Here is a 19,207-nt window from a genome sequence, read left to right on the forward strand (position 1 = left end):
GTCCCGAAGCGATCAGTCGCAGCTTTCCTTCGTGACCGTCTCGCGGTCGCCCATGTCGTTCTCCTTCGTCACGGTCTGGCTGGAGCAGCCGTCCGAATGCTCGCGCCGCTCGACGGTGGTCGAGGAACTGCTCGGCGCCCGGTCCACCGCGACCCGGTCCGGCGCGTCGCGCTCGATCACGGTGGTCTGGGCGGCGGCACCCGAGACGCCCGCGAGCGTCAGGACGACGGCAGCGGCGAGAAGGGACTTGCGCATGATCTCCTCCGATGAGGTCAAAACTGCGCGAGTAACGGTGAGCGAACCTGAACCGTTCCAGGAAACGTCAGGTGAAAAAACGGCGACATTCGCTCTCTGCCGAGAGGGTATTGGCGCTGTCCTGACCGCTGCGCGGGGTGCGCTCAGGCCTGAAACCGGGCCGTGCTCCGCGCCCGAACTTTCGACTGACTCGAAGGTTCGCTCTCTCAGACCTGTCGAGATGCGAGACTTTCCATGACCGCTGCCCCGATCCGCTACCATGACGGCATCGAGACCCCCGCACCCGACGAGAACGAGACGATCGACAAGATCATCGCCTCGATGACGCGCGAGAGCGAGATCACCGCCGAGCGCGACCGGCACGCGGTGCGCGCCTCCCACGCCAAGGTCAGCGGTGTCGCCGTGGGCGAGTTGGAGATTCTGCCGAACCTGCCGCCCGAACTGGCGCAGGGCCTGTTCGCCGAGCCCGGCACGCATCCCGTCGTCGTGCGCTTCGCGCAAGGGCCCGGCGAACTGCTGAAGGACCGGGTCTCGACCCACCGCGGCATGGCGATCAAGGTGCTCGGCGTCGAGGGCGACAAGCTGCCCGGCCACGATGCGCCGACCCAGGACTTCGTGTTCGCCACCGGCCCGGTCTTTCCCGACCCCGATGCCAAGAGTTTCTTGGGCAGCATGAAGCCGTTGGAGGCGGGCACCTCCGCGCCGGAGGGCGTGAAGGCCGCGGTCTCGCAGAGCGCGCGGGCGCTCGACGGCGTGGTGAAATCGGTGAAGGGCGAGAGTTCGCCCCTGCTCGACTTCTTCGGTCACGTGCCGCACCATCCGCTGGCCGAGCCCTATTACTCGCAGGCCGCGTTGCGCTACGGCGACCACATCGCCAAGCTCGCCGCCTTCCCGGCTTCCGCCGCCCAGGAGGCGCTCGCCGACGAGCGGCTCGACACCGGCGACGCGGACGGGAACGTGTTCCGTCGGGCGGTGCTGAGCTATCTCGAAGGCCGCGAGGCGGTGTTCGAGATCCGGGTGCAGCTCTGCCTGAACCTCGACGACATGCCGGTCGAGGACGCCTCGAAGCGCTGGGACGAGGCGCAGAGCCCCTACCGCACCGTCGCCCGCCTCGTGCTGCCGGCCCAGGACGCCTTCAGCGAGGCCCGGCGGCAATACGCCGACGACGTGCTCTCCTTCCGCCCGGCCCACAGCCTCGCGGCGCACCGCCCGCTCGGCTCGCTGATGCGGGCACGGCTGAAGACCTATCAGGCGCTCTCCCGCTTCCGCCACGAGCACAATCGCGTGCCGGAGGCGGAGCCGACCTCGATCGAGCAGGTGCCGGCCTGACGGCACGGTTCAACGGTTCGGTGCCGACGGTTCCGTGAAGGACCCCGGCCGCTCGGGCCGGGGTTGCGCCGCCGGTGCCCGCGCACCGATCAGCCGCGCCCGCAGCGGCTGTGCCCGCCCCGTCAGCGTCAGTTCCTGAAGGTCGCCCGCCGGGAACCCGGCGGCTTCGTAGACCGCCTCCGACACGATCGCGACCTGCCGCATCGGACCGGTGAGGCTCTCCAGCCGGGCGGCGACGTTCACCGTGTCGCCGAGCACGGTGAAGCGGGCCTCCGCCTCGTCGCCCATCTCGCCGACGATGGCGGTGCCCGCGTGCAGGCCGATGCCGTAGCGCAGGCGTTCGCCGAGATCGGCCGCGAGCATCCGGTTGAGCTGATCCACCTCCCCGGCGATGCGGTCCACCGCCGCCAGCGCCGCGCGAGCCGCGTGTTTCGGGTCGCTGTCGAGGCCGAAGATCGCCATCAGCCCGTCGCCGAGATGCTGGTTGACCGAGCCGCCCGCCTCGCGGACAGCCCGGCCGACCGCGCCGAGGAAGCGGCCGATCACGAAGACGGTGTCGTAGGGCAGCCGTTCCTCCGCCAGCCGGGTCGATCCGCGCAGGTCGGCGAACAGCACCACGACGAAGCGCTCCTCGCCGGTCGCGGCACGCTCCCCGTCGCGCACGGAGGCGGCCCGGGCCTGCGGCGTGAACAGCGGTGCGACAGTCAGGTCGCGGTCGGGCCGAAGCTGGCAGGCGAGCCGGATGCCGGGGCTGGCGCCGATGCGGTCGAGCACGAGGCGCTCCGCCCGCTCCGGCTCCGGCAGGTGGCGGCCCCGCTCGATATCGACCACACGGATGCGGCAGGTCGAGCAGCGCCCGCGCCCGCCGCAGACGCTGGCATGCGGGATGCGGCCCCGGCGGCTCGCCTCCAGCACGCTGGCGCCGCGCGGGACCCGGACGATCCGCCCGTCGGGATAGGTGATGCGGACGAAGCCGCCGCGGGTCTCGGCGAAGGTGCGCAGGCCGCGTGCCAGCACCACGAGGCCGAGCGCCGCGGCGTAGGCCGCCATCAGATCCCGGCGCAGCCCCGTGAGCCGCTCGTTCTGCGCCGGCAGGCCGAGATGGCCGGCGCCAAGTTCCGCAGCATGCCACGCCGGGTCGGCGGCGAGGCGTGCGACGCTGCGGCCGCCCTGGACGATGCCGAGCAGCGCCAGGACCGGCACCAGCACGGCGCCCACCAGCAGCCAGGGCGCGGACCGCCGAAAGCCGCGCTTGAGCCGGAGCCAGAAGTACAGCCCGAGGCAGCCGTGCAGCCACGCCGCGACGAGGCCCGCCGCCTGCATTCCGCCGTGGCCCGGCGCCGCCACCCAGGTGGCGTAGAGAACCTGCGGATAGCCGCGGTCGAGCCCTTCCAGGCTCCAGGCGAGGCGGGTGCCGACCACGTGATTCAGGAGCAGCGCGGGCACCGCGAGGCCGAGCAGGAACTGCGCCGCCTCCGCCGGGCGCAGCCGGAAGAAGCGCCGCTCGTAGAAGGCGTGCAGTCCGAGGGCGAGGTGGAGGATCAGCGCCCCGTAGAGCAGCACCAGCGCGGACGGCGTGCGCCACAGCGCGGCCTTGACGGCCAGCCCCGCCTCCATCGCGTCGAGCGAGACGTTGCCGAGCGCGTGGCAGAGGAGATGCGTGAGCACGTAGGCGAACAGCACGAGTCCGCTGCCGAGGCGGAGCTGTCGTATGCGGAGGCCGGCGAGTCGCGGCAGGCGGAAGGAGCGGCCATGGCCCGGACGCGCCGCCTGCTCCAACACCCCCACTCCTTCTCTGACTCTGAAGTCCGTCTCATTCCCTCATAACAGCGGAGTGGGCCCGTGACGAAGCCGCCTGCCCATCGGGATAAGATTTCGCGCCGCATGTCACGGTGGGGGAAGTCGTCTCGTCAGGCATGCGAGGCGTCGGGGTGCGCCGGCTCCGGCCCTTCCACGCCCTGCGACGGAGACCAAGGATGATCGGATCACGTCTGGGCGCGGCCGCGCTCGCGACCGTGCTGGCAGGCGACGCGTCCGGCCATGACGTCAGGAACGAACGGCCCGATCGGATACCAGAGTCATGCACCGTCCTCGTCGAGCCGGACGCGCACCTTGTTGCCGGTTTCGAACCGCCCGATCAGACCGTCGGTGAGCCGGCGCCGACTGACGACGCCCGCTCTCCAGCCCTCATCGCCCACCAGGAACTTCCGCTCGATCTCGCACGGCAAAAGACATGGGCGGTAGACATGGCGGTGGGATCGTTCCCACGCCCTTCGGCCGCCGCCTTACGGCAGGGCCCGGCCGCGTCGTAACGCGTTCCGCGCAGGCACGGCCTGCCCATCGCGGGACGATCGCGGCGGGCTCAGCGCCAGAACGGCTTGGTGTCGACCAGATCCTCGTGCGCCCCGGCCGCCGCCTCCAGAAGCTTGCGGCTGCGCGCCTCGATGTCGGCCGCGGTCATGCCGGCGGCGAACAGGGTTGCGGCGCCGGCGGGGGCATCGGCCAGATCGCGTACGATCTCGTGGCCGGTGGCGATGTCGTTGAGCGCGCCGAGCTCGTCCTGGAGGTTGGAGAGGGCCTTGCCGAAGGCGCTGTGGCGCTTGCCCGCCTTCTTGCCGGGATAGAGCGCGGCGAAGAACTCGGCGCCGTAGCGTAGCTTCTTGGCGGCGATGCGGACCCGGTGGCGCTCCTCCGGGTCGAGGTCGTCGAGGTGGCGGCCGCGCTTCTTCACCTGCCGCCGCCGCCGGTCGAGTTCGCGGGCGGCGAAGACGCGGGCCGGCTCGTCCCGCAGCGACGCCCGGCCGGGACCATCGTCCCGCAGCCAGGGGCCGGCGTTGATCCAGCCGACGAGGTCGAGCAGCAGCATCCGCCACGCATCCGAGCCGATCAGCGCCGAGACGTCGCGATAGGCGCTCAGCCGCTCCTCTTCGAGCTGCCGTTCCAGGCCGAGCAGGCCGGTCTCGTCGGGGTGGCGCGCGCGCTCGGCCGGCAGGACGGTGGCGAGGAAGACGTCGAGGTTGCGTGCGCGGCCCAGCGGCTCGGTCACCTCCTTCAACTCCTGCCGGATCCGCGCGCCGAGCGGATCGTCCACGAGGTCGCCGAACAGGGAGAAGGCCGAGCGCAGGCGGCGGATCGCGACGCGCATCTGGTGCAGGGCATCGGCGTCGCGGCCCCGGAGCAGGATGTCCTCGTTCAGCCGCATGTGGCGCAGGCAGGCATGGGCGACGGCGCGGAAGGAGTCCGCCGCGCTCATGTCCTCGCGCAGGGGCACCGCTTCCGCCTTGCGCACCCGGTCGGTTTCGCCCGCCGCCAGCGCGTAGCCGCGCTCGGCCTTGCTGCGCACCCCGAGCCGCACCGGCACGAGGGCGGCGACGGCATGGGCCAGCGCGAACAGATCGCTCGCCGTGCCCTGCTTCAGTTCGAGCTCGACCTCGCAGATCGGCAGGCTTCGGTCGCCGTCGGCAGGCGCCTCGATCCGGCCGGTATCGAGGGCGACCTCGATGCGCGAACTGCCCTGCTCGATCAGATAGGTCCTGCGGGTGATACGGGTGGTGAACAGCGGCTCCAGCGCCGCGTCCGCATCGATGCGGCGGGCGAAGGGCGTGTCGGCGAGCACCGCCCGGTCGGGCTCCGGCCCCTCGACCGGCCTCTCCCATTCCGGCCGGTCGAACAGGCCGTCGCCGTCGGCCTTCAGGGTCTGGACGAAACGTCCGCCGCTCTCGCGCACCCGCAGACCGAGCCGCGCTTCGAGCAACTGCCGGTCCGGCGTGTCGAAATAGACCGAGGCGAGCTGCGCCTCGCCCTGCACGGCGGCCGCCCGCAGGAGCGGGTGATCCTGCAGGGCGGCGAGGTCGGACGGCTCGCATTCCAGCTTCAGCTCGATCTCGCGCGGGTCGCTCATTCCTTCGGTCCTACTCCTCGTGAGGGCTGCGGTGGAGCCCGAGCCGGCCTCCGACCGCATCGTCCGGGACAGGCACAACGCGGCCGGACGGCCATGGATCACGCAAGCGCGTGACGAACCGGCGACATCTTGGGGGATAACGGCGCGGATGGCGACGGGGACAGGGCCTCCGCCACCTCCGCCATCGCCCGCACATCCGGTTGCCGGCAGGCCCGTTCCAGATCGCGCAGCGCGGCGGGCACGGCCGTCGCGCGGTCGAGCAGCTCCCCGAGCAGGATGCCCCAGGCCCGCGTCTCGATCCGGCCCCATCCCGCGCCGGCCGCGCCCGGCGGCAGCCGGCCGGCGGCGCCGAAATCGCCGAGCACCGCCGCGCCCGCGGCTCCATCCCACAGCGTGTTGTGAGCGTAGAGGTCGCCGTGGAGCAGGCCGCGCCCGTGCAGATGCGCCGCCGCCCGCGCCACGCCGGTCGCGATGCGCAGGGCCGCGTCGAGCGTCAGGCTGAGATCCGGTGCACCATGCGCTCTCTGCGGGTTTCAGGCTCTGTTGTCACTTGATCCAGTCGATTGAGGCAGCGAGGCAGAGAACACCGGCGAAGCTGACAGCGGTCTTCTCGTAGCGAGTCGCGACGGCGCGCCATTCTTTGAGGCGCGCCCACAGCCGCTCAACGATGTTGCGGTTGTCGTGGACCCAGCTTGAGCAAGCCACCGTCGCCTCGTTGCGCTTGGTCGGGATCGCTGGCCGTGCACCGGCGGCCCAGATGTGGTCGCGGAAGCTATGGCTGGAATAGCCGCGGTTGCCGACTACCCACAGCGGCACGCCTGGGAGTTGATCGAGCAAGGGGACGGCGTGGGGCAGTTCGTGAGCTTGGCCTGGCACGATGCGGAAGGCGACGGCACGGCCGCGCCCGTCGGCAATCACGCAGGCCTTGGTGCCATAGCCGCCACGTGAGCGGCCAAGCGCTTCACGAGCGTCTCGCTTGGTCGCAGATCCCCCCTTTTGCGGCGCCCGCCGCCTTCTGGTGAGCCCGCACGTTGCTGCCGTCGAGGAAGACCATGCCCAACGCGACGCCGCGCTCCTGTACGCGGTCGAGTCGCTCCCACACTCCGGCGCGCGCTCAGCGGATAAAGATCTGGGCGGTCTGCCACCAGGGACCCAGTTCCTCGGGGATGGCGCGCCACTTGGCCCCGTTCTGATGCCGCCAGAGGATCGCCGAGATCGTGCGTCGAAGCTCCTGGGCCGGCGTCTTGGCCTTCGGCCAGCACTCCTCGATCAACGGCTCCAACTCACTCCACTGTGCGTCCGACAGCATCACGTCTCCTCGTCCTCGCGCGAAAACCAGAAAACGCCAGAAAACCCAATCTGTTCAGGAAACGGCAGACCCTAGGATGGAATCTTGCCGCCTTTGGTTACAGTTTGACATGCAGCGCAGCCGATGACAGATTCCGTCACAGGTTGATTTTTCCATGGCAGTGTTTGAAGCGCAGGCCGCTGCCACACTCGCATCTTGAATTTCTGCTGGGTTTCACAGGTACAATAGGCTGTTGAGCGTTTGGCCAAGCTGAAATCAATGGTGGCATAAGCCCGATTGCCATGCCGTTTTCATTTAGAGCGACGGCTGTATCGAACCCTCTAAATGAAGTTTTATACGCTGAAAAAATGTTCCCATGCGGCGAAACAATTTCTAAATATCCCCCCTCTTTGCAGTAAATTCTATAAAATTTATGAACCATTTCCATTCGTTCTATCACGATCCTTTTTGGAGGTTCGCTTCTTAGGACGAGATCAATTTTTCTAGGAGCATTTCTTATCGTTATAACTGGTCCCTCAATATTAACATCCCAGTTGCTGGTCTCGCTTCGCCATTCATTGTTGATAATTTTCAGTACGATTTCGCCCCTTGCGCCTCTTAATTCAGCATTGATCCGAAAGGGCAGGCCCTTGCCGAGTGGGGGAGCAATGGAAAAAATCTCATCTCCATCAATAGATATAAGACAGCGAACATCAGTGCACGTCATCTCACCCATGACTATTTCGGGATGCATCGTCCCAATATCAAATGCACCGAATGAAAAACCAGTTCTTTTACAGTACGGGTTTTTCAGATGGGATGTAATGGTTTCTTTCGATATTAAGCCACGACTTTTGAGGCCATGGTGCTCAATGCAGAGTAATATTATCCTATCTACCTCGTGCGACTGAGTATCGGCAAAATCTGGATCGAAATGTTCATAGTCATAAACTGCTTTCCCGCAGATGACACAGCCGAACCCATCCCTTTGTCGTACCGATCTTTTAACGGCTTCCCGTATAGTTCTGGGAAGTTTATATTTATTGACCGTGCGAGCCATGTGGCGACATTGCATCCGTATTGCACGGATCAGCTTATGTCACTTCGCAATCCGTTGTAAAATCATAACATATGTTGCAAGCCCGTTGGAACATGTTTTGGCATCTGTGGACGCCCCGGCAAACGCAAGAGGGATTTTGGGATGGCATTGCGGCGCGTAGTCGGGTGCTGACATCTGTCCGGCCTCTGATGCGACCGTTCAAACGTCGCGGGCCCGTATGGGAGTTCGCGGACCGGAGCCAAAACACAGATGCGCGCTCGAGGCGCTCGCCCAATAACTGGCTGTCCGATCCCGTCTCGTCGACCGTTGCGCCATACCTTCCTTCGACCGTCCTACGTTCTCGACGACCTCCTGCCGCGGACGGCTACGCCGCCACGACCGGAGCCTTGTAGTGACCGCCTCTCGCCATGAGGGCCCAGACGATGCGGGCCATCTTGTTGGCGAGAGCCACGGTCACGAGCATGCGCGGCTTGCGGGCCAGCATGCCCCCGAGCCACGAACCTTCCGGAGCCCCGCGTCGCGCGGCATGGCGCACAACGGCGCTGGCGCCGATGATCAGGAGGCGGCGCAAGGTTCGCTCGCCCATCTTCGATGTCGCGCCGAGCCTCTGCTTTCCTCCAGTCGATCGCTGAAGCGGTGTCAGGCCGAGCCAAGCGGCGAAGTCCCGCCCCTTCGCGAACGCCCCGGCATTCGGCGCCAGAGCGACCAGAGCCGTCGCCGTGATCGGTCCGACGCCGGGGATCGTCCGCAGCCGGCGCACATCCGCGTCCTCGCGAGCTCGACGCGCGATCTCCGCGTCCAGCTGCGCGATCCTGTCCTCGAGCAGGCGCAAGGTGTCGACCAGGATGGCAAGGGTCATTCGAGCGGCCTCGGGCAGGTCGCTTGCGGGATCCTCGATGCGATCGATCAGCTTTGCGACGTGCGAGGGGCCCTGGGCGACGACATACCCATACTCGGCCAGGTGGCCGCGCAGCGCGTTGATCGTCTGGGTCCGCTGGCGAACCAGAAGATCGCGCGCGCGGAACACCACGGCGCTCGCCTGCTGCTCCGCGCCCTTCACGGCCACGAACCGCATCGTCGGCCGCTGCGCCGCCTCGCAGATCGCCTCGGCGTCGGCCGCGTCGTTCTTCTGGCGCTTCACGAACGGCTTCACATAAGCGGCCGGGATCAGGCGAACCGTATGACCGACCCGGGCGATCTCGCGTGCCCAATGATGGGCACCGCCGCAGGCTTCCATCGCAACCGTGCAGGGCGGCAACCCGGCAAAGAACGAAAGCACCTTGTCGCGCCGCAGCTGCCGACGGAACACAACGGCGCCGGACGCATCCGCCCCATGCACCTGATAGACGTTCTTGGCCAAATCCAGACCGATCGTGCTAACTTCCATCGTGGACGCTCCTCTCGTGGTGGCTGTCAAACACCACCATCCTGGCACACCGATGCCGTCGAGGGGCGTCCACCCCATCACAGATAAAGCCCGCCGAGCTGCTGACTAGCTGAGCGAAATTTGTGGTGAGCGCGCTGGGACTCGAACCCAGGACCTACAGATTAAAAGTCCGTTGCTCTACCAACTGAGCTACGCGCTCGCATCCGGTTCGCGCATAGCACCGCGGGGCGGGCCGGTTGCGCTCGGAGCGTGGGGCCCGCAATAGGGGCTCGGGCCGGGAGGGTCAACACGGCGCGGCAGGCCGTGAACCGCGGAGTCGACACGAAGTCCGATGATCAGAGCGAACCCGGCGGGCTCGCCGCCGGAATGGCGGCGCTTCGCCCTGCTGTTCCTGGGCGTGGCGATCCTCGCGGGGGTGGCCGGCATCGGTTTCGTCGCCGCCCTCGACCCCTACGGCCTGCGGGCCGGGCCGGGCCGGGGGCAGGCGCCGCTGATGGATGGCAACCAGCGCTTCATGTACCCGCAGGTCGCCCGCAGCGGGGCCTACGACGCAGCGGCCTTCGGCACCTCGACCGCGCGCCTGCTCGACCCGGCCGATCTCGCCCGCGCCTTCGGCGGACGCTTCGCCAACCTGTCGATGAATGCGGCCACGCCCTACGAGCAGAGCGAACTGGCGCGGCTGTATCTGCGCCACAACCGGCCGAAGGTGCTGCTGTTCGGCCTCGATCCGACGTGGTGCGAGCCCGATGCGGACGAGCGCCGCCTCACCTTCCGCGCCTTCCCCGCGTGGCTCTACGCGCCGGGCATGCCGTGGGGGGTGCTGCGGCAGGTGAACTGGCGTAGTCTCGGCACCGCCTTCGAGGGACTCATGGCCCGGCTCGGCCTGACGCCGGCGCGGCTTGCGGCGAACGGCTACGCCGTGTTCACCCCGCCCGAGGCGCGATACGATGCGGCGCGCGCCGCCGCGCATATCCGCGATGCCCACGCGCTGCAGGTCGCGGCCGAGGCCGACCCGGGCTACCGCCCGACGCCGCCCGACGCGCCGATGCCGGCGCTCGGCTGGCTCGACGGGCTGCTGGCGCAGGCTCCGCCCGAGACGCGCAAGCTCGTGCTCTTCACCCCCGTCCACGTCTCGCAGCAGGGCGCGCCCGGCACCCCGGCGGGGGAGCGCGAGGCCGCGTGCAAGGGGCGGGTGGCGCGGATCGGCGCGGCGCGCGGGGCGACCGTGGTCGATTTCCGCATCCCCTCCCCCATCACGACGCAGGACGCGAATTACTGGGACCCTCTGCACTACCGCCTGCCGGTCGCGGGGCGGATCGTGGCCGGGCTGAAGGCGGCGCAGGCGAGCGGGCAGGACGATCCCGGCGGCGTCTTTCGGGTGCTGGTGCACGCCCCGTGAGGCCGTTTCCGATCGATCGCTTCGGGTTTCGCCCCCCTCCGTCATCGCGAGCGGCCGCGAAGCGATCCAGGGCGCGACAGGTCCGGCAAAGGGCGCGCCCTGGTTTGCCACGGCTTCGCCTCGCAAGGACGCAGGAGAAGCCGAAGTCATCGACCGGATGTCGTATGAGAGTCCGTTCGGCCGGAAATGTCCCACCCTCCCCCTCAGGATGAGGGGGAGGGTGGGACAGTCGTTGTCAGGAGGCGCGAGGCCGGCTTCGGCTCCGACGCGCAAACCCGGGAAAACGTTCGGCAATCGGGCGTTTTATGAGGCGGTTTAATGGCTTGGCCCGCCACGCCCCGGCCGCACTCTCGCCCGATCGGCAGGCTCTACACCGCCGCGGTCCGGCGAGTCCGGGCCTTCGGGCTCCCGTCCCCGTGCGACCGACCGGCGTCGCGGCGGACCGGGAGCGTGGTATCGAAGTCGGGTCAAAGTGTCATGATCGCACGCACAGCCCTCGCCCTGATGATCACCACGAGCGCGGCGCTCGCCGGCCCGGCGGCTGTGCCGGCGGACCGCGATGCCCTGCGGCAGCACTGCACCGGTGATTACCTCAGCTATTGCGGCGAGTTCGCCCCCGACAGCGCCGAGGTGCGTGCCTGCTTCAAGCAGAACCGGGCCAAGCTCTCGCCGGGCTGTCAGGCGGCCATCACCAGCTACAACAAGGCGCAGAAGCGCGCCGATCTCCGCTGAGGTCGACGGGCCGTCAGGCCCGCTCGCCGGTCTCCGCCCGCGCCCAGCCCTCCTTGGTCTCGGCCACGAAGTCGGCGAGCCGCCCGGCCCCGATCGCCGCGCGCATGCCGGCCATCAGGGACTGGTAGTAGGCGAGGTTGTTCCAGGTCAGCAGCATCATCCCCAGGATCTCGTCCGAGCGGACGAGATGGTGGAGATAGGCGCGGGCATAGTCCCGCGCCGCCGGGCAGTCCGAGGCCGCGTCGAGGGGGCGCGTGTCCTCGGCGTGGCGGGCGTTGCGCAGGTTGATCCGGCCGTGCCGCGTATAGGCCAGCCCGTGGCGGCCGGCGCGCGTCGGCATCACGCAATCGAACATGTCGACGCCGCGCATCACCGACTGCATCAGGTCGTCGGGGGTGCCGACGCCCATGAGGTAGCGCGGCCTGGCCCGCGGCAGGTGCGGCTCGACGGTCTCGATCATCGCGAGCATCACCGCCTGCGGCTCGCCGACCGCGAGCCCGCCGATGGCGTAGCCCTTCAGGTCGAGATCGGTCAGCGCCCGTGCGCTCTCGACGCGCAGGTCCGGCACGTCGCCGCCCTGGACGATGCCGAACATCGCCTTGCCCGGCTGGTCGCCGAAGGCGACGCGGCAGCGCTCGGCCCAGCGCAGCGACAGGTGCATCGCCTTCTCGATCGTGGCGCGGTCGGCCGGCAGGCGCACGCACTCGTCGAGCTGCATCTGGATGTCGGAGCCGAGCAGGCCCTGGATCTCGATGGAGCGTTCCGGGCTCATCCGGTGGGCGGTGCCGTCGATATGCGAGCGGAAGGTGACGCCTTCCTCGTCGATCTTCCTGAGCGCGGAGAGCGACATCACCTGGAAGCCGCCGGAATCGGTGAGGATCGGCCCGTCCCAGCGCATGAAGCGGTGGAGGCCGCCGAGCCGGGCCATCCGCTCGGGGCCGGGGCGCAGCATCAGGTGGTAGGTGTTGCCGAGCACCACGTCGGCGCCGAGCGCCCGCACCTGCTCGGGATACATCGCCTTCACCGTCGCCGCCGTCCCCACCGGCATGAAGGCCGGCGTGCGGATTCTTCCACGCGGTGTCGCGATGTGACCGGTGCGGGCAGAACCGTCGGTCGCGGAGACCGTGAAGCGGAAGTCGGCGGGAGGTTCGAGCGGTTCGGTCATCGGTCCGGAGATGTGGGAGGCTCCGGGCCGGTCTGATAGCCCGGAGCGGCGTCGATCAGGAAACGCATCGCGTCGAGGCCGGCCCGCATCGTCGCCTGCGGCACCGGCTCCACGTCGCCGAAGCGGGCCGCGAGCGCGTCCTCCACCGCCGCGTGGTGCGCCTGCGGCAGCAGGGCCGTCGCGCGGCGTCCGCCCTCGGTCTTCGAGACGATCCGGCCCGTGGCGAGGGTGCAGAGGATGCGGGCGATCCCCAGCACGCCCCGTTCGAGGGCCGCCGCGTCGCAGCGCTCGTCCGGAGCCTTGCGGGCGAGCGCCGCCTCGCATCGCGCGATCCAGGGGCGCCAGACCTCTTCGAGGTCGGCGAGGCCGTAGGCGCGCAGCCGCGCGTCGTCGTCGGCGATGTTCAGTGCAGCCGGCGTGGCGCCGAGGATCGGGCGGCTGGAGCGGGCGAGGCAGCGCCACACCGCCGGGTTCGCCTCGCGGCAGGGCTCGCCGATGCGCAACTGCCCATCCACGCTGAAGGGTAGGTTCGCCCCGGGCTCCGGCGGCTGCCGGAGGGCATCGATCGGGAGATACAGGCCGTCGAAATGCGGCCCGCCGGCCCGGGCCAGGGCGGCGTGGACGCGGGCGAGGGTTTGCGTCGCCTCCTCGCTCGGCGCCGCGTCGAGCAGGGCGACGAAGTCGATGTCGCTGCGGCCCGGCCGGAAGTCGCCGAGCGCCACCGAGCCGACGAGGTAGAGCCCGCGCAGCGCCGGCGCCCCCTCGCTGCGCATCAGGCCGAGGAAGCGGTCGACGGTGCGGGCCACGTCGACCCTGAGCGGCGGGCGCCGGCTCACGCGGGGCGCTCCGGAAACAGCAGGCTCGCATCGCCGTAGGAGTAGAAGCGGTAGCCCGAGGCGATCGCGTGGGCGTAGGCCGCGCGCATGGTGTCGAGGCCGGAAAAGGCCGAGACCAGCATGAACAGGGTCGAGCGCGGCAGGTGGAAGTTCGTCACCAGGGCATCCACCGCGCGGAAGCGGTAGCCCGGGGTGATGAAGATGTCGGTGGCCCCCGAGAACGGCCGGATCGTGCCGTCGGGCGCCGCCGCGCTCTCCAGGAGGCGCAGGGCCGTGGTGCCGACCGCGACGATCCGGTTTCCCCGCGCCCGCACCGCGGCGAGCCGCACGGCGGTCGCCGCGTCGAGGAGGCCGATCTCCGCATGCATCCGGTGCGCATCCGTGTCCTCCGCCTTCACCGGCAGGAAGGTGCCGGCGCCGACATGCAGGGTGAGGTGGACCCGCTCGATCCCCGCCGCGTCGATTCCCGCGAGCAGCGCGTCCGAGAAGTGCAGCCCGGCGGTCGGCGCGGCCACCGCGCCGGGCTCGCGGGCGTAGACGGTCTGGTAGTCGCTCGCGTCCCGCGCGTCGGTGGCGCGCTTTCCCGCGATGTAGGGGGGCAGCGGCAGCGCGCCGAGGCCGGCGATGGCCTCGTCGAGCGCGGGCCCCGAGAGGTCGAAGCGGAGCAGGATCTCGCCCGCCTCCCCCTTCTCCTCCACCGTGGCGTCGAGCCCGGCCATGGCGCAGATCTCGCCGGCCCTTTGGCTCCCACCCTCGCCGAAGCGGATGCGGTCGCCGGGGGCGAGGCGCTTGGCCGGGCGGGCGAAGGCGCGCCAGCGATCGGGCGCCTCGCGCAGGTGCAGCATCGCTTCGCAGCGCAGGCCGGTGCCGCCGGGGCGATGGCGGAGGCCGGAGAGGCGCGCCGGGATCACCCGGGTGTCGTTGAAGACGAGGGCGTCGCCGGGCGCGAGCAATGCCGGCAGGTCGCGCACGCCGCGATCCGCCGGTGACTCGCCGGGGCGCACCACGAGCAGGCGGCTCGCGTCGCGGGGGCTCGCCGGCCGCAGCGCGATCGCGGCCTCCGGCAACTCGAAATCGAACAGGTCCACGCGCATGCCGCGCCATCAGCACGGATGGGCGCGCGACGCAAATGGCGGATTGATCCTGGAGGCGGCCCTGCGCAACCTGACGCCGGGAGGCGGCGATGGAAAAGGTGCCGATCGTCGGTGCCGGGCCGCTCGGCCTGCCTCGCGGAGCCCGGCCACCTGCACCTCGCGCGGCCCGACGGCTATCGCGGCTTCGCGGGCGGAGCCTGCGACCGGGACGCGGCGGACACCTCCCTCGCCGCCTTCAGAGCCGTGCAGCCGAGGCCCCCTCTCGCGCGTTGTCCCCACGTTTCGACGGAGGAACACGCCCGCGATGAAATGGTACGCCCTGAGCCCGCGCGACCCCGCCGATCCGCGCTGGCCCCTGCCCGAGACGCCGCGGATCACCCTCAAGGCCGAGGATGCGGACGACGCCCGCCGCCGATTCGAGGAGGCCTATCCGAGCGAACCCTTCGGCACGCCGGGCCATCCGACCGGCGATGTCGGGCCCGGCAGCTTCCGGGGCGATGCGGGCGCGCTGCTGGTCGAGGAGACCGACGCGCCCCCCGCGAAGGCGTGATACCGTTTCCGATTGACCGCTTCGGGTTTCGCCCCCCTCCGTCCTCGCGAGCGGCCGCGAAGCGATCCAGGGCGCGACAGGTCCGGAAAGGGCGCGCCCTGGATCGCCACGGCTTCGCCTCGCGATGACGCAGGAGAGGCCGAAGTCATCAACCGGATATCGTATGACTCGTCGACCGCTGGCCTCAAGGATCCCGTCGCGATGATCGAAACCGGCCGACGACCGCCGCACGAGACGCTCGACGCGCAGCTCGTGCGCTATTGGGAGCGCGAGGCCGCCCGCTTCGACGGCCTCGCGGCTCGCGCGATGTTCGGCTGGGTCGCGCGCGGCTATGCCCGCCGGGCGCAGCGCGCCCGCGCCCAGGCCGAGCGGGCGCGGGCCAGGGAAGTGGCCCGCGGGCGCCTTCCCGCGACCGCCCCGGCCGCCGCCGAACCGGAGGGCGATAGCCCGGGCTAAAACCTTTGCCGTGGCCTTCCGGGGTGGGGGTCCGTAAGGGCGGGGGCCCCTCCCGCGCCGCGATGCCGCATGACTGGTACCGAGAAAGCCGCCCTCGCGAGCGCCGCCGTGGGCGCGTTCGTGACCGCGCTCAAGTTCGCCGCCTACTGGCTCACCGGCAGCCTCGCGCTCTACTCCGATGCGCTGGAGAGCATCATCAACGTGGTGGCCGCGGCCTGCGCCTTCCTGGCCGTGCGGGTCGCCGCGCAGCCGGCCGACGAGGACCACCCCTACGGCCACCACAAGGCCGAGTACTTCTCCGCGGTGATCGAGGGGGCGCTGGTCATCGTGGCCGCCCTGCTGATCCTGCGCGAGGCCTATTTCGGCATCCTCGACCCGAGGCCGCTCGACGCGCCGCTGAGCGGCCTCGCGATCAACGGGCTCGCCACGGTGATCAACGCGGGCTGGGCGACGATGCTGTTCCGGCGCGGCAGGAAACTGCGTTCCCCCGCGCTGCTGGCCGATGCCCGCCACATCTTGGCCGACGTGGTGACCTCGGTCGGCGTGCTCGTCGGGGTCGGGCTCGTACTCGCCACCGGCTCGCTGGTGCTCGATCCGATCGTGGCCGGCCTCGTCGCCCTCAACATCCTGTGGTCGGGCTGGACGATGGTGCGCGATTCCGTCAACGGCCTGATGGATCAGGCCGCCTCGCCCGACATGATCGCCCGCATCCGCGCGCTGATCTCAAGTCACGGCGAGGGGGCGCTGGAGGCGCACGACGTGCGCACCCGCCACGCCGGCAGCGCCACCTTCATCGATTTCCACCTCGTCGTGCCGGGCGAGATGACCGTCGCCGAGTCCCACGCGATCTGCGACCGGCTGGAGGAAGCGATCGAGTCGCAGATCGACGGCGCGGTGGTGGTGATCCACGTCGAGCCGGGCGATCAGGCCAAGGGGCGCGGCGTGCCGGTGATCTGAAGCCCGTCGGTCCATCCGTAGGTCATCGCGAGGGGGGCGAAGCGAACGGGCGCGACCTCACCGGAGAAAGCGGCGCCCTGGATTGCTTCGGCTCCGCCTCGCAATGACGGAAGAAGCAGCCTCACACCGTCATTGCGAGCCGTCAGGCGAAGCAATCCAGCAGCGCGACGGTGCCGGCAGGATCGACGCCGCTGCGCCATGACGGTGGCCCGCGAGGCGGCTATAGGGGCTCCATGAAGCGGGTCTTCCTCACCACCACGCCGAGCCACCGCAACGCCTATGACCTGTTCGAGGGGCGCTGGGCGAGCGACCTCAGCGAACTCGTCCCCGACCTTCCGGTCGGCGGCGGCCTGCCGGGCTTCCGCGCCGATCCGCGCCCGCGTCAGGCGGCGGAAGTCCTCGGTCGCGGTGGACGTTTCGACGGCTACGACATTCTCGAACTCGGGCCGCTCGAAGGCGCCCATACCTGCCAGTTGGAGGCTCTCGGCGCCAACAGCGTCACGGCGGTCGAGTCGAACTCGGAGGCCTTCCTCAAGTCGCTGATCGTCAAGAACATCGCCGGGCTCGCCCGCTCGACCTTCCTGCTCGGCGACGTCAGCCGGCACCTCGCCGTGCCGGGGCCGCGCTACGACCTGATCTTCGCCTGCGGCATCCTCTACCACATGTTCGACCCGCTCGAACTGATCCGGCTCGCTGCCGCCCGCTCCGATCGGCTGTTCCTCTGGACGCATTACTACGCCCCGCAAGAACGCCTGCGCCGGCACGTGCCGCGCCCGGTCGAGCACGAGGGCCTGCGCCTCACCCTGCACGAACTGACCTATCGCGACCGCGGGCTCGCCACCTTCTGGGGCGGCAACCAGGGACAGACCCGCTGGATGGAGCTGCCGGACCTGATCCGGGTGCTCGCCCATCACGGGCTGACCGAGACGACGATCATCGCCGACGCCCCGGACTTCGTGAACGGGCCCGCCGTGACGCTGGCCGCGCAACGCCCCGGAGGCGCTCCATCCGCTTGACCCGTCCCGCACCCGCTCCCTACACACCTCGAAAGGCGCCGATCCGGCGGTGCCGGCACCGAAGTCGAAGAGCATGACCGAGCGCGTCGATCCGAAGAAGCTCATCAAGGGCGGCCTGCACGACTGGGAGGTCGTGATCGGCATGGAGATCCACGCCCAGGTCACCAGCCGCTCCAAGCTGTTCTCCGGCGCCTCGACCGCCTTCGGCGGCGAGCCCAACGACCACGTCTCGCTGGTCGATGCGGCCATGCCCGGCATGCTGCCCGTCATCAACGAGGAATGCGTCGCCCAGGCGGTGCGCACCGGCCTCGGGCTGAAGGCGAGGATCAACCATCGCTCGGTGTTCGACCGGAAGAACTATTTCTACCCGGACCTGCCGCAGGGCTACCAGATCTCGCAATACAAGGATCCGATCGTCGGTGAGGGCGAGGTGCTGGTCGATCTGCCCGAGGGCGAGTCGATCACCGTCGGCATCGAGCGCCTGCATCTCGAACAGGATGCCGGCAAGTCGCTGCACGATCAGGATCCGACCAGGAGCTTCGTCGATCTCAACCGCTCGGGCGTGGCGCTGATGGAGATCGTCTCGCGGCCCGACCTGCGCTCGTCGGAGGAAGCCAAGGCCTACGTGACGAAGCTGCGCACGATCCTGCGCTATCTCGGCACCTGCGACGGCGACATGGAGAAGGGGAATCTCCGCGCCGACGTGAACGTGTCCGTCCGCAGGCCCGGCGAGCCCTTCGGCACCCGCTGCGAGATCAAGAACGTCAACTCGATCCGCTTCATCGGGCAGGCGATCGAGGTCGAGGCGCGCCGCCAGATCGCGATCCTGGAGGACGGCGGCAGGATCGATCAGGAGACCCGCCTGTTCGATCCGGGCAAGGGCGAGACCCGCTCGATGCGCTCGAAGGAGGAGGCGCACGACTACCGCTACTTCCCCGATCCCGACCTGCTGCCGCTCGAGTTCGACCAGGCCTTCGTGGATGCGCTCGCCGCCGGCCTGCCCGAGCTGCCGGACGCCAAGAAGGCGCGCTTCATCAAGGATTTCGGTCTCAGCGCTTACGATGCCGGCGTGCTCGTGGCCGAGCGGTCGTCGGCCGACTACTTCGAGGCGGTCGCGCGCGGGCGCGACGGCAAGGCCGCGGCGAACTGGGTCATCAACGAGCTGTTCGGGCGGCTCAACAAGGAAGGCCGGACCATCGAGGACACGCCGGTCTCCGCCGAGCGGCTCGGCAAGATCATCGACCTGATCGGCGAGGGCGTGATCTCCGGCAAGATCGCCAAGGACCTGTTCGAGATCGTCTGGGCGGAGGGCGGCGATCCGCGCGAGATCGTCGAGGCGCGCGGCATGAAGCAGGTCACCGATACCGGCGCCATCGAGGCGGCGGTGGACGCGATCATCGCCGCCAACCCGGACAAGGTCGAGCAGGCCAAGGCCAAGCCGACGCTGCTCGGCTGGTTCGTCGGCCAGACCATGAAGGCGACCGGCGGCAAGGCCAATCCGGCCGCCGTCAACGCCCTCCTGAAGGACAAGCTCGGCATCGCGTGATACGGCTCCGGTCGATGCGTTCGGCCTGTCCTGCGTCCTTGCGAGGCGAAGCCGTGGCCATCCGGGGCGCGCCCTTTCCGGACCTGTCGCGCCCTGGATCGCCTCGCGGCCGCGCGCGATGACGGCGTGGGGCGAAACCCGAAGCGATCAAGCGGAATAAGCGGAAACGGTATGAGGGGGCGTCCCGCCGGTCGTTCCCGCATCCCCGGCGCGCCGCGTGCCGGCTTCTTCCGTGG

General features: G+C 69.5%; 16 protein-coding genes, 1 tRNA gene and 3 pseudogenes. 8 read left to right on the forward strand and 12 right to left on the reverse strand.

Going from position 1 to position 19,207, the window contains the following annotated elements; translation table 11 throughout:
* Positions 1-12: 12 nt before the first annotated feature.
* On the reverse strand, positions 13-255 hold the full coding sequence (locus PGN25_03850; GenBank protein MEH3116747.1) for a hypothetical protein: 243 nt from the start codon (positions 253-255) through the stop codon (positions 13-15).
* Positions 256-489: 234 nt separating this feature from the next.
* Between PGN25_03850 and PGN25_03855 the strand changes: the two genes are divergently transcribed.
* Positions 490-1,584 carry a catalase family protein gene (locus PGN25_03855; GenBank protein ID MEH3116748.1) on the forward strand — a complete coding sequence of 365 codons (1,095 nt, stop codon included), beginning with the start codon at positions 490-492 and terminating at the stop codon, positions 1,582-1,584.
* Between the two features lie 9 nt (positions 1,585-1,593).
* Here PGN25_03855 and PGN25_03860 read toward each other — a convergent pair whose 3' ends face one another.
* The 8 genes and pseudogenes from PGN25_03860 to PGN25_03895 form a co-directional block, all read right to left on the reverse strand.
* Positions 1,594-3,363 carry an adenylate/guanylate cyclase domain-containing protein gene (locus PGN25_03860; GenBank protein ID MEH3116749.1) on the reverse strand — a complete coding sequence of 590 codons (1,770 nt, stop codon included), beginning with the start codon at positions 3,361-3,363 and terminating at the stop codon, positions 1,594-1,596.
* 302 nt (positions 3,364-3,665) lie between these two features.
* A pseudogene (locus PGN25_03865) lies at positions 3,666-3,812 on the reverse strand (adenylate cyclase).
* A gap of 134 nt (positions 3,813-3,946) precedes the next feature.
* On the reverse strand, positions 3,947-5,485 hold the full coding sequence (locus PGN25_03870; protein MEH3116750.1) for a CHAD domain-containing protein: 1,539 nt from the start codon (positions 5,483-5,485) through the stop codon (positions 3,947-3,949).
* A gap of 98 nt (positions 5,486-5,583) precedes the next feature.
* Positions 5,584-5,997, reverse strand: a pseudogene (locus PGN25_03875) (protein kinase).
* 34 nt (positions 5,998-6,031) lie between these two features.
* Positions 6,032-6,794: pseudogene (locus PGN25_03880) on the reverse strand (IS5 family transposase).
* 136 nt (positions 6,795-6,930) lie between these two features.
* Positions 6,931-7,833, reverse strand: coding sequence for an SEC-C domain-containing protein (locus PGN25_03885; protein ID MEH3116751.1), 903 nt, complete (start codon positions 7,831-7,833; stop codon positions 6,931-6,933).
* Between the two features lie 364 nt (positions 7,834-8,197).
* On the reverse strand, positions 8,198-9,220 hold the full coding sequence (locus PGN25_03890; protein ID MEH3116752.1) for an IS110 family transposase: 1,023 nt from the start codon (positions 9,218-9,220) through the stop codon (positions 8,198-8,200).
* 123 nt (positions 9,221-9,343) lie between these two features.
* Positions 9,344-9,419 (reverse strand) — tRNA-Lys (locus PGN25_03895).
* Between the two features lie 132 nt (positions 9,420-9,551).
* Here PGN25_03895 and PGN25_03900 point away from each other — a divergent pair.
* Both PGN25_03900 and PGN25_03905 read left to right on the forward strand, forming a co-directional pair.
* Entirely contained in the window at positions 9,552-10,619 is a 1,068-nt protein-coding gene (locus tag PGN25_03900) for a hypothetical protein (GenBank protein MEH3116753.1), read from the forward strand.
* A gap of 477 nt (positions 10,620-11,096) precedes the next feature.
* Positions 11,097-11,351, forward strand: coding sequence for a hypothetical protein (locus PGN25_03905; protein MEH3116754.1), 255 nt, complete (start codon positions 11,097-11,099; stop codon positions 11,349-11,351).
* A gap of 13 nt (positions 11,352-11,364) precedes the next feature.
* On the opposite strand, the gene tgt is transcribed toward PGN25_03905, so the two are convergent.
* The 3 genes from tgt to queA are packed head-to-tail and all read right to left on the reverse strand — an operon-like array spanning position 11,365 to position 14,446.
* On the reverse strand, positions 11,365-12,516 hold the full coding sequence (gene tgt, locus PGN25_03910; GenBank protein ID MEH3116755.1) for a tRNA guanosine(34) transglycosylase Tgt: 1,152 nt from the start codon (positions 12,514-12,516) through the stop codon (positions 11,365-11,367).
* Entirely contained in the window at positions 12,513-13,352 is an 840-nt protein-coding gene (locus PGN25_03915; protein ID MEH3116756.1) for a DUF4111 domain-containing protein, read from the reverse strand. Before PGN25_03915 ends, tgt begins: the two co-directional genes overlap by 4 nt.
* Positions 13,349-14,446, reverse strand: a complete 1,098-nt coding sequence (gene queA / locus PGN25_03920; GenBank protein MEH3116757.1) for a tRNA preQ1(34) S-adenosylmethionine ribosyltransferase-isomerase QueA — start codon at positions 14,444-14,446, stop codon at positions 13,349-13,351. Before queA ends, PGN25_03915 begins: the two co-directional genes overlap by 4 nt.
* A 304-nt stretch (positions 14,447-14,750) precedes the next feature.
* Here queA and PGN25_03925 point away from each other — a divergent pair, with 304 nt between their 5' ends.
* The 5 genes from PGN25_03925 to gatB all read left to right on the forward strand — a co-directional run bounded on the left by PGN25_03925 (position 14,751) and on the right by gatB (position 18,971).
* Positions 14,751-14,996 (forward strand): hypothetical protein, encoded by a 246-nt coding sequence (locus tag PGN25_03925; protein MEH3116758.1) that lies wholly within the window; start codon positions 14,751-14,753, stop codon positions 14,994-14,996.
* A gap of 201 nt (positions 14,997-15,197) precedes the next feature.
* Positions 15,198-15,452: a hypothetical protein gene (locus tag PGN25_03930; protein ID MEH3116759.1), complete on the forward strand. Its 255-nt coding sequence runs from the start codon at positions 15,198-15,200 to the stop codon at positions 15,450-15,452.
* 69 nt (positions 15,453-15,521) lie between these two features.
* On the forward strand, positions 15,522-16,409 hold the full coding sequence (locus tag PGN25_03935) for a cation diffusion facilitator family transporter (protein MEH3116760.1): 888 nt from the start codon (positions 15,522-15,524) through the stop codon (positions 16,407-16,409).
* 233 nt (positions 16,410-16,642) lie between these two features.
* Entirely contained in the window at positions 16,643-17,425 is a 783-nt protein-coding gene (locus tag PGN25_03940) for a class I SAM-dependent methyltransferase (protein ID MEH3116761.1), read from the forward strand.
* A 73-nt stretch (positions 17,426-17,498) separates the two neighbouring features.
* Positions 17,499-18,971 (forward strand): Asp-tRNA(Asn)/Glu-tRNA(Gln) amidotransferase subunit GatB, encoded by a 1,473-nt coding sequence (gene gatB, locus PGN25_03945; protein MEH3116762.1) that lies wholly within the window; start codon positions 17,499-17,501, stop codon positions 18,969-18,971.
* The last annotated feature ends 236 nt before the right edge of the window (positions 18,972-19,207 follow it).

This window comes from Methylorubrum populi (genome assembly GCA_036946625.1).
Taxonomy (GTDB): Bacteria; Pseudomonadota; Alphaproteobacteria; order Rhizobiales; family Beijerinckiaceae; genus Methylobacterium; species Methylobacterium populi_C.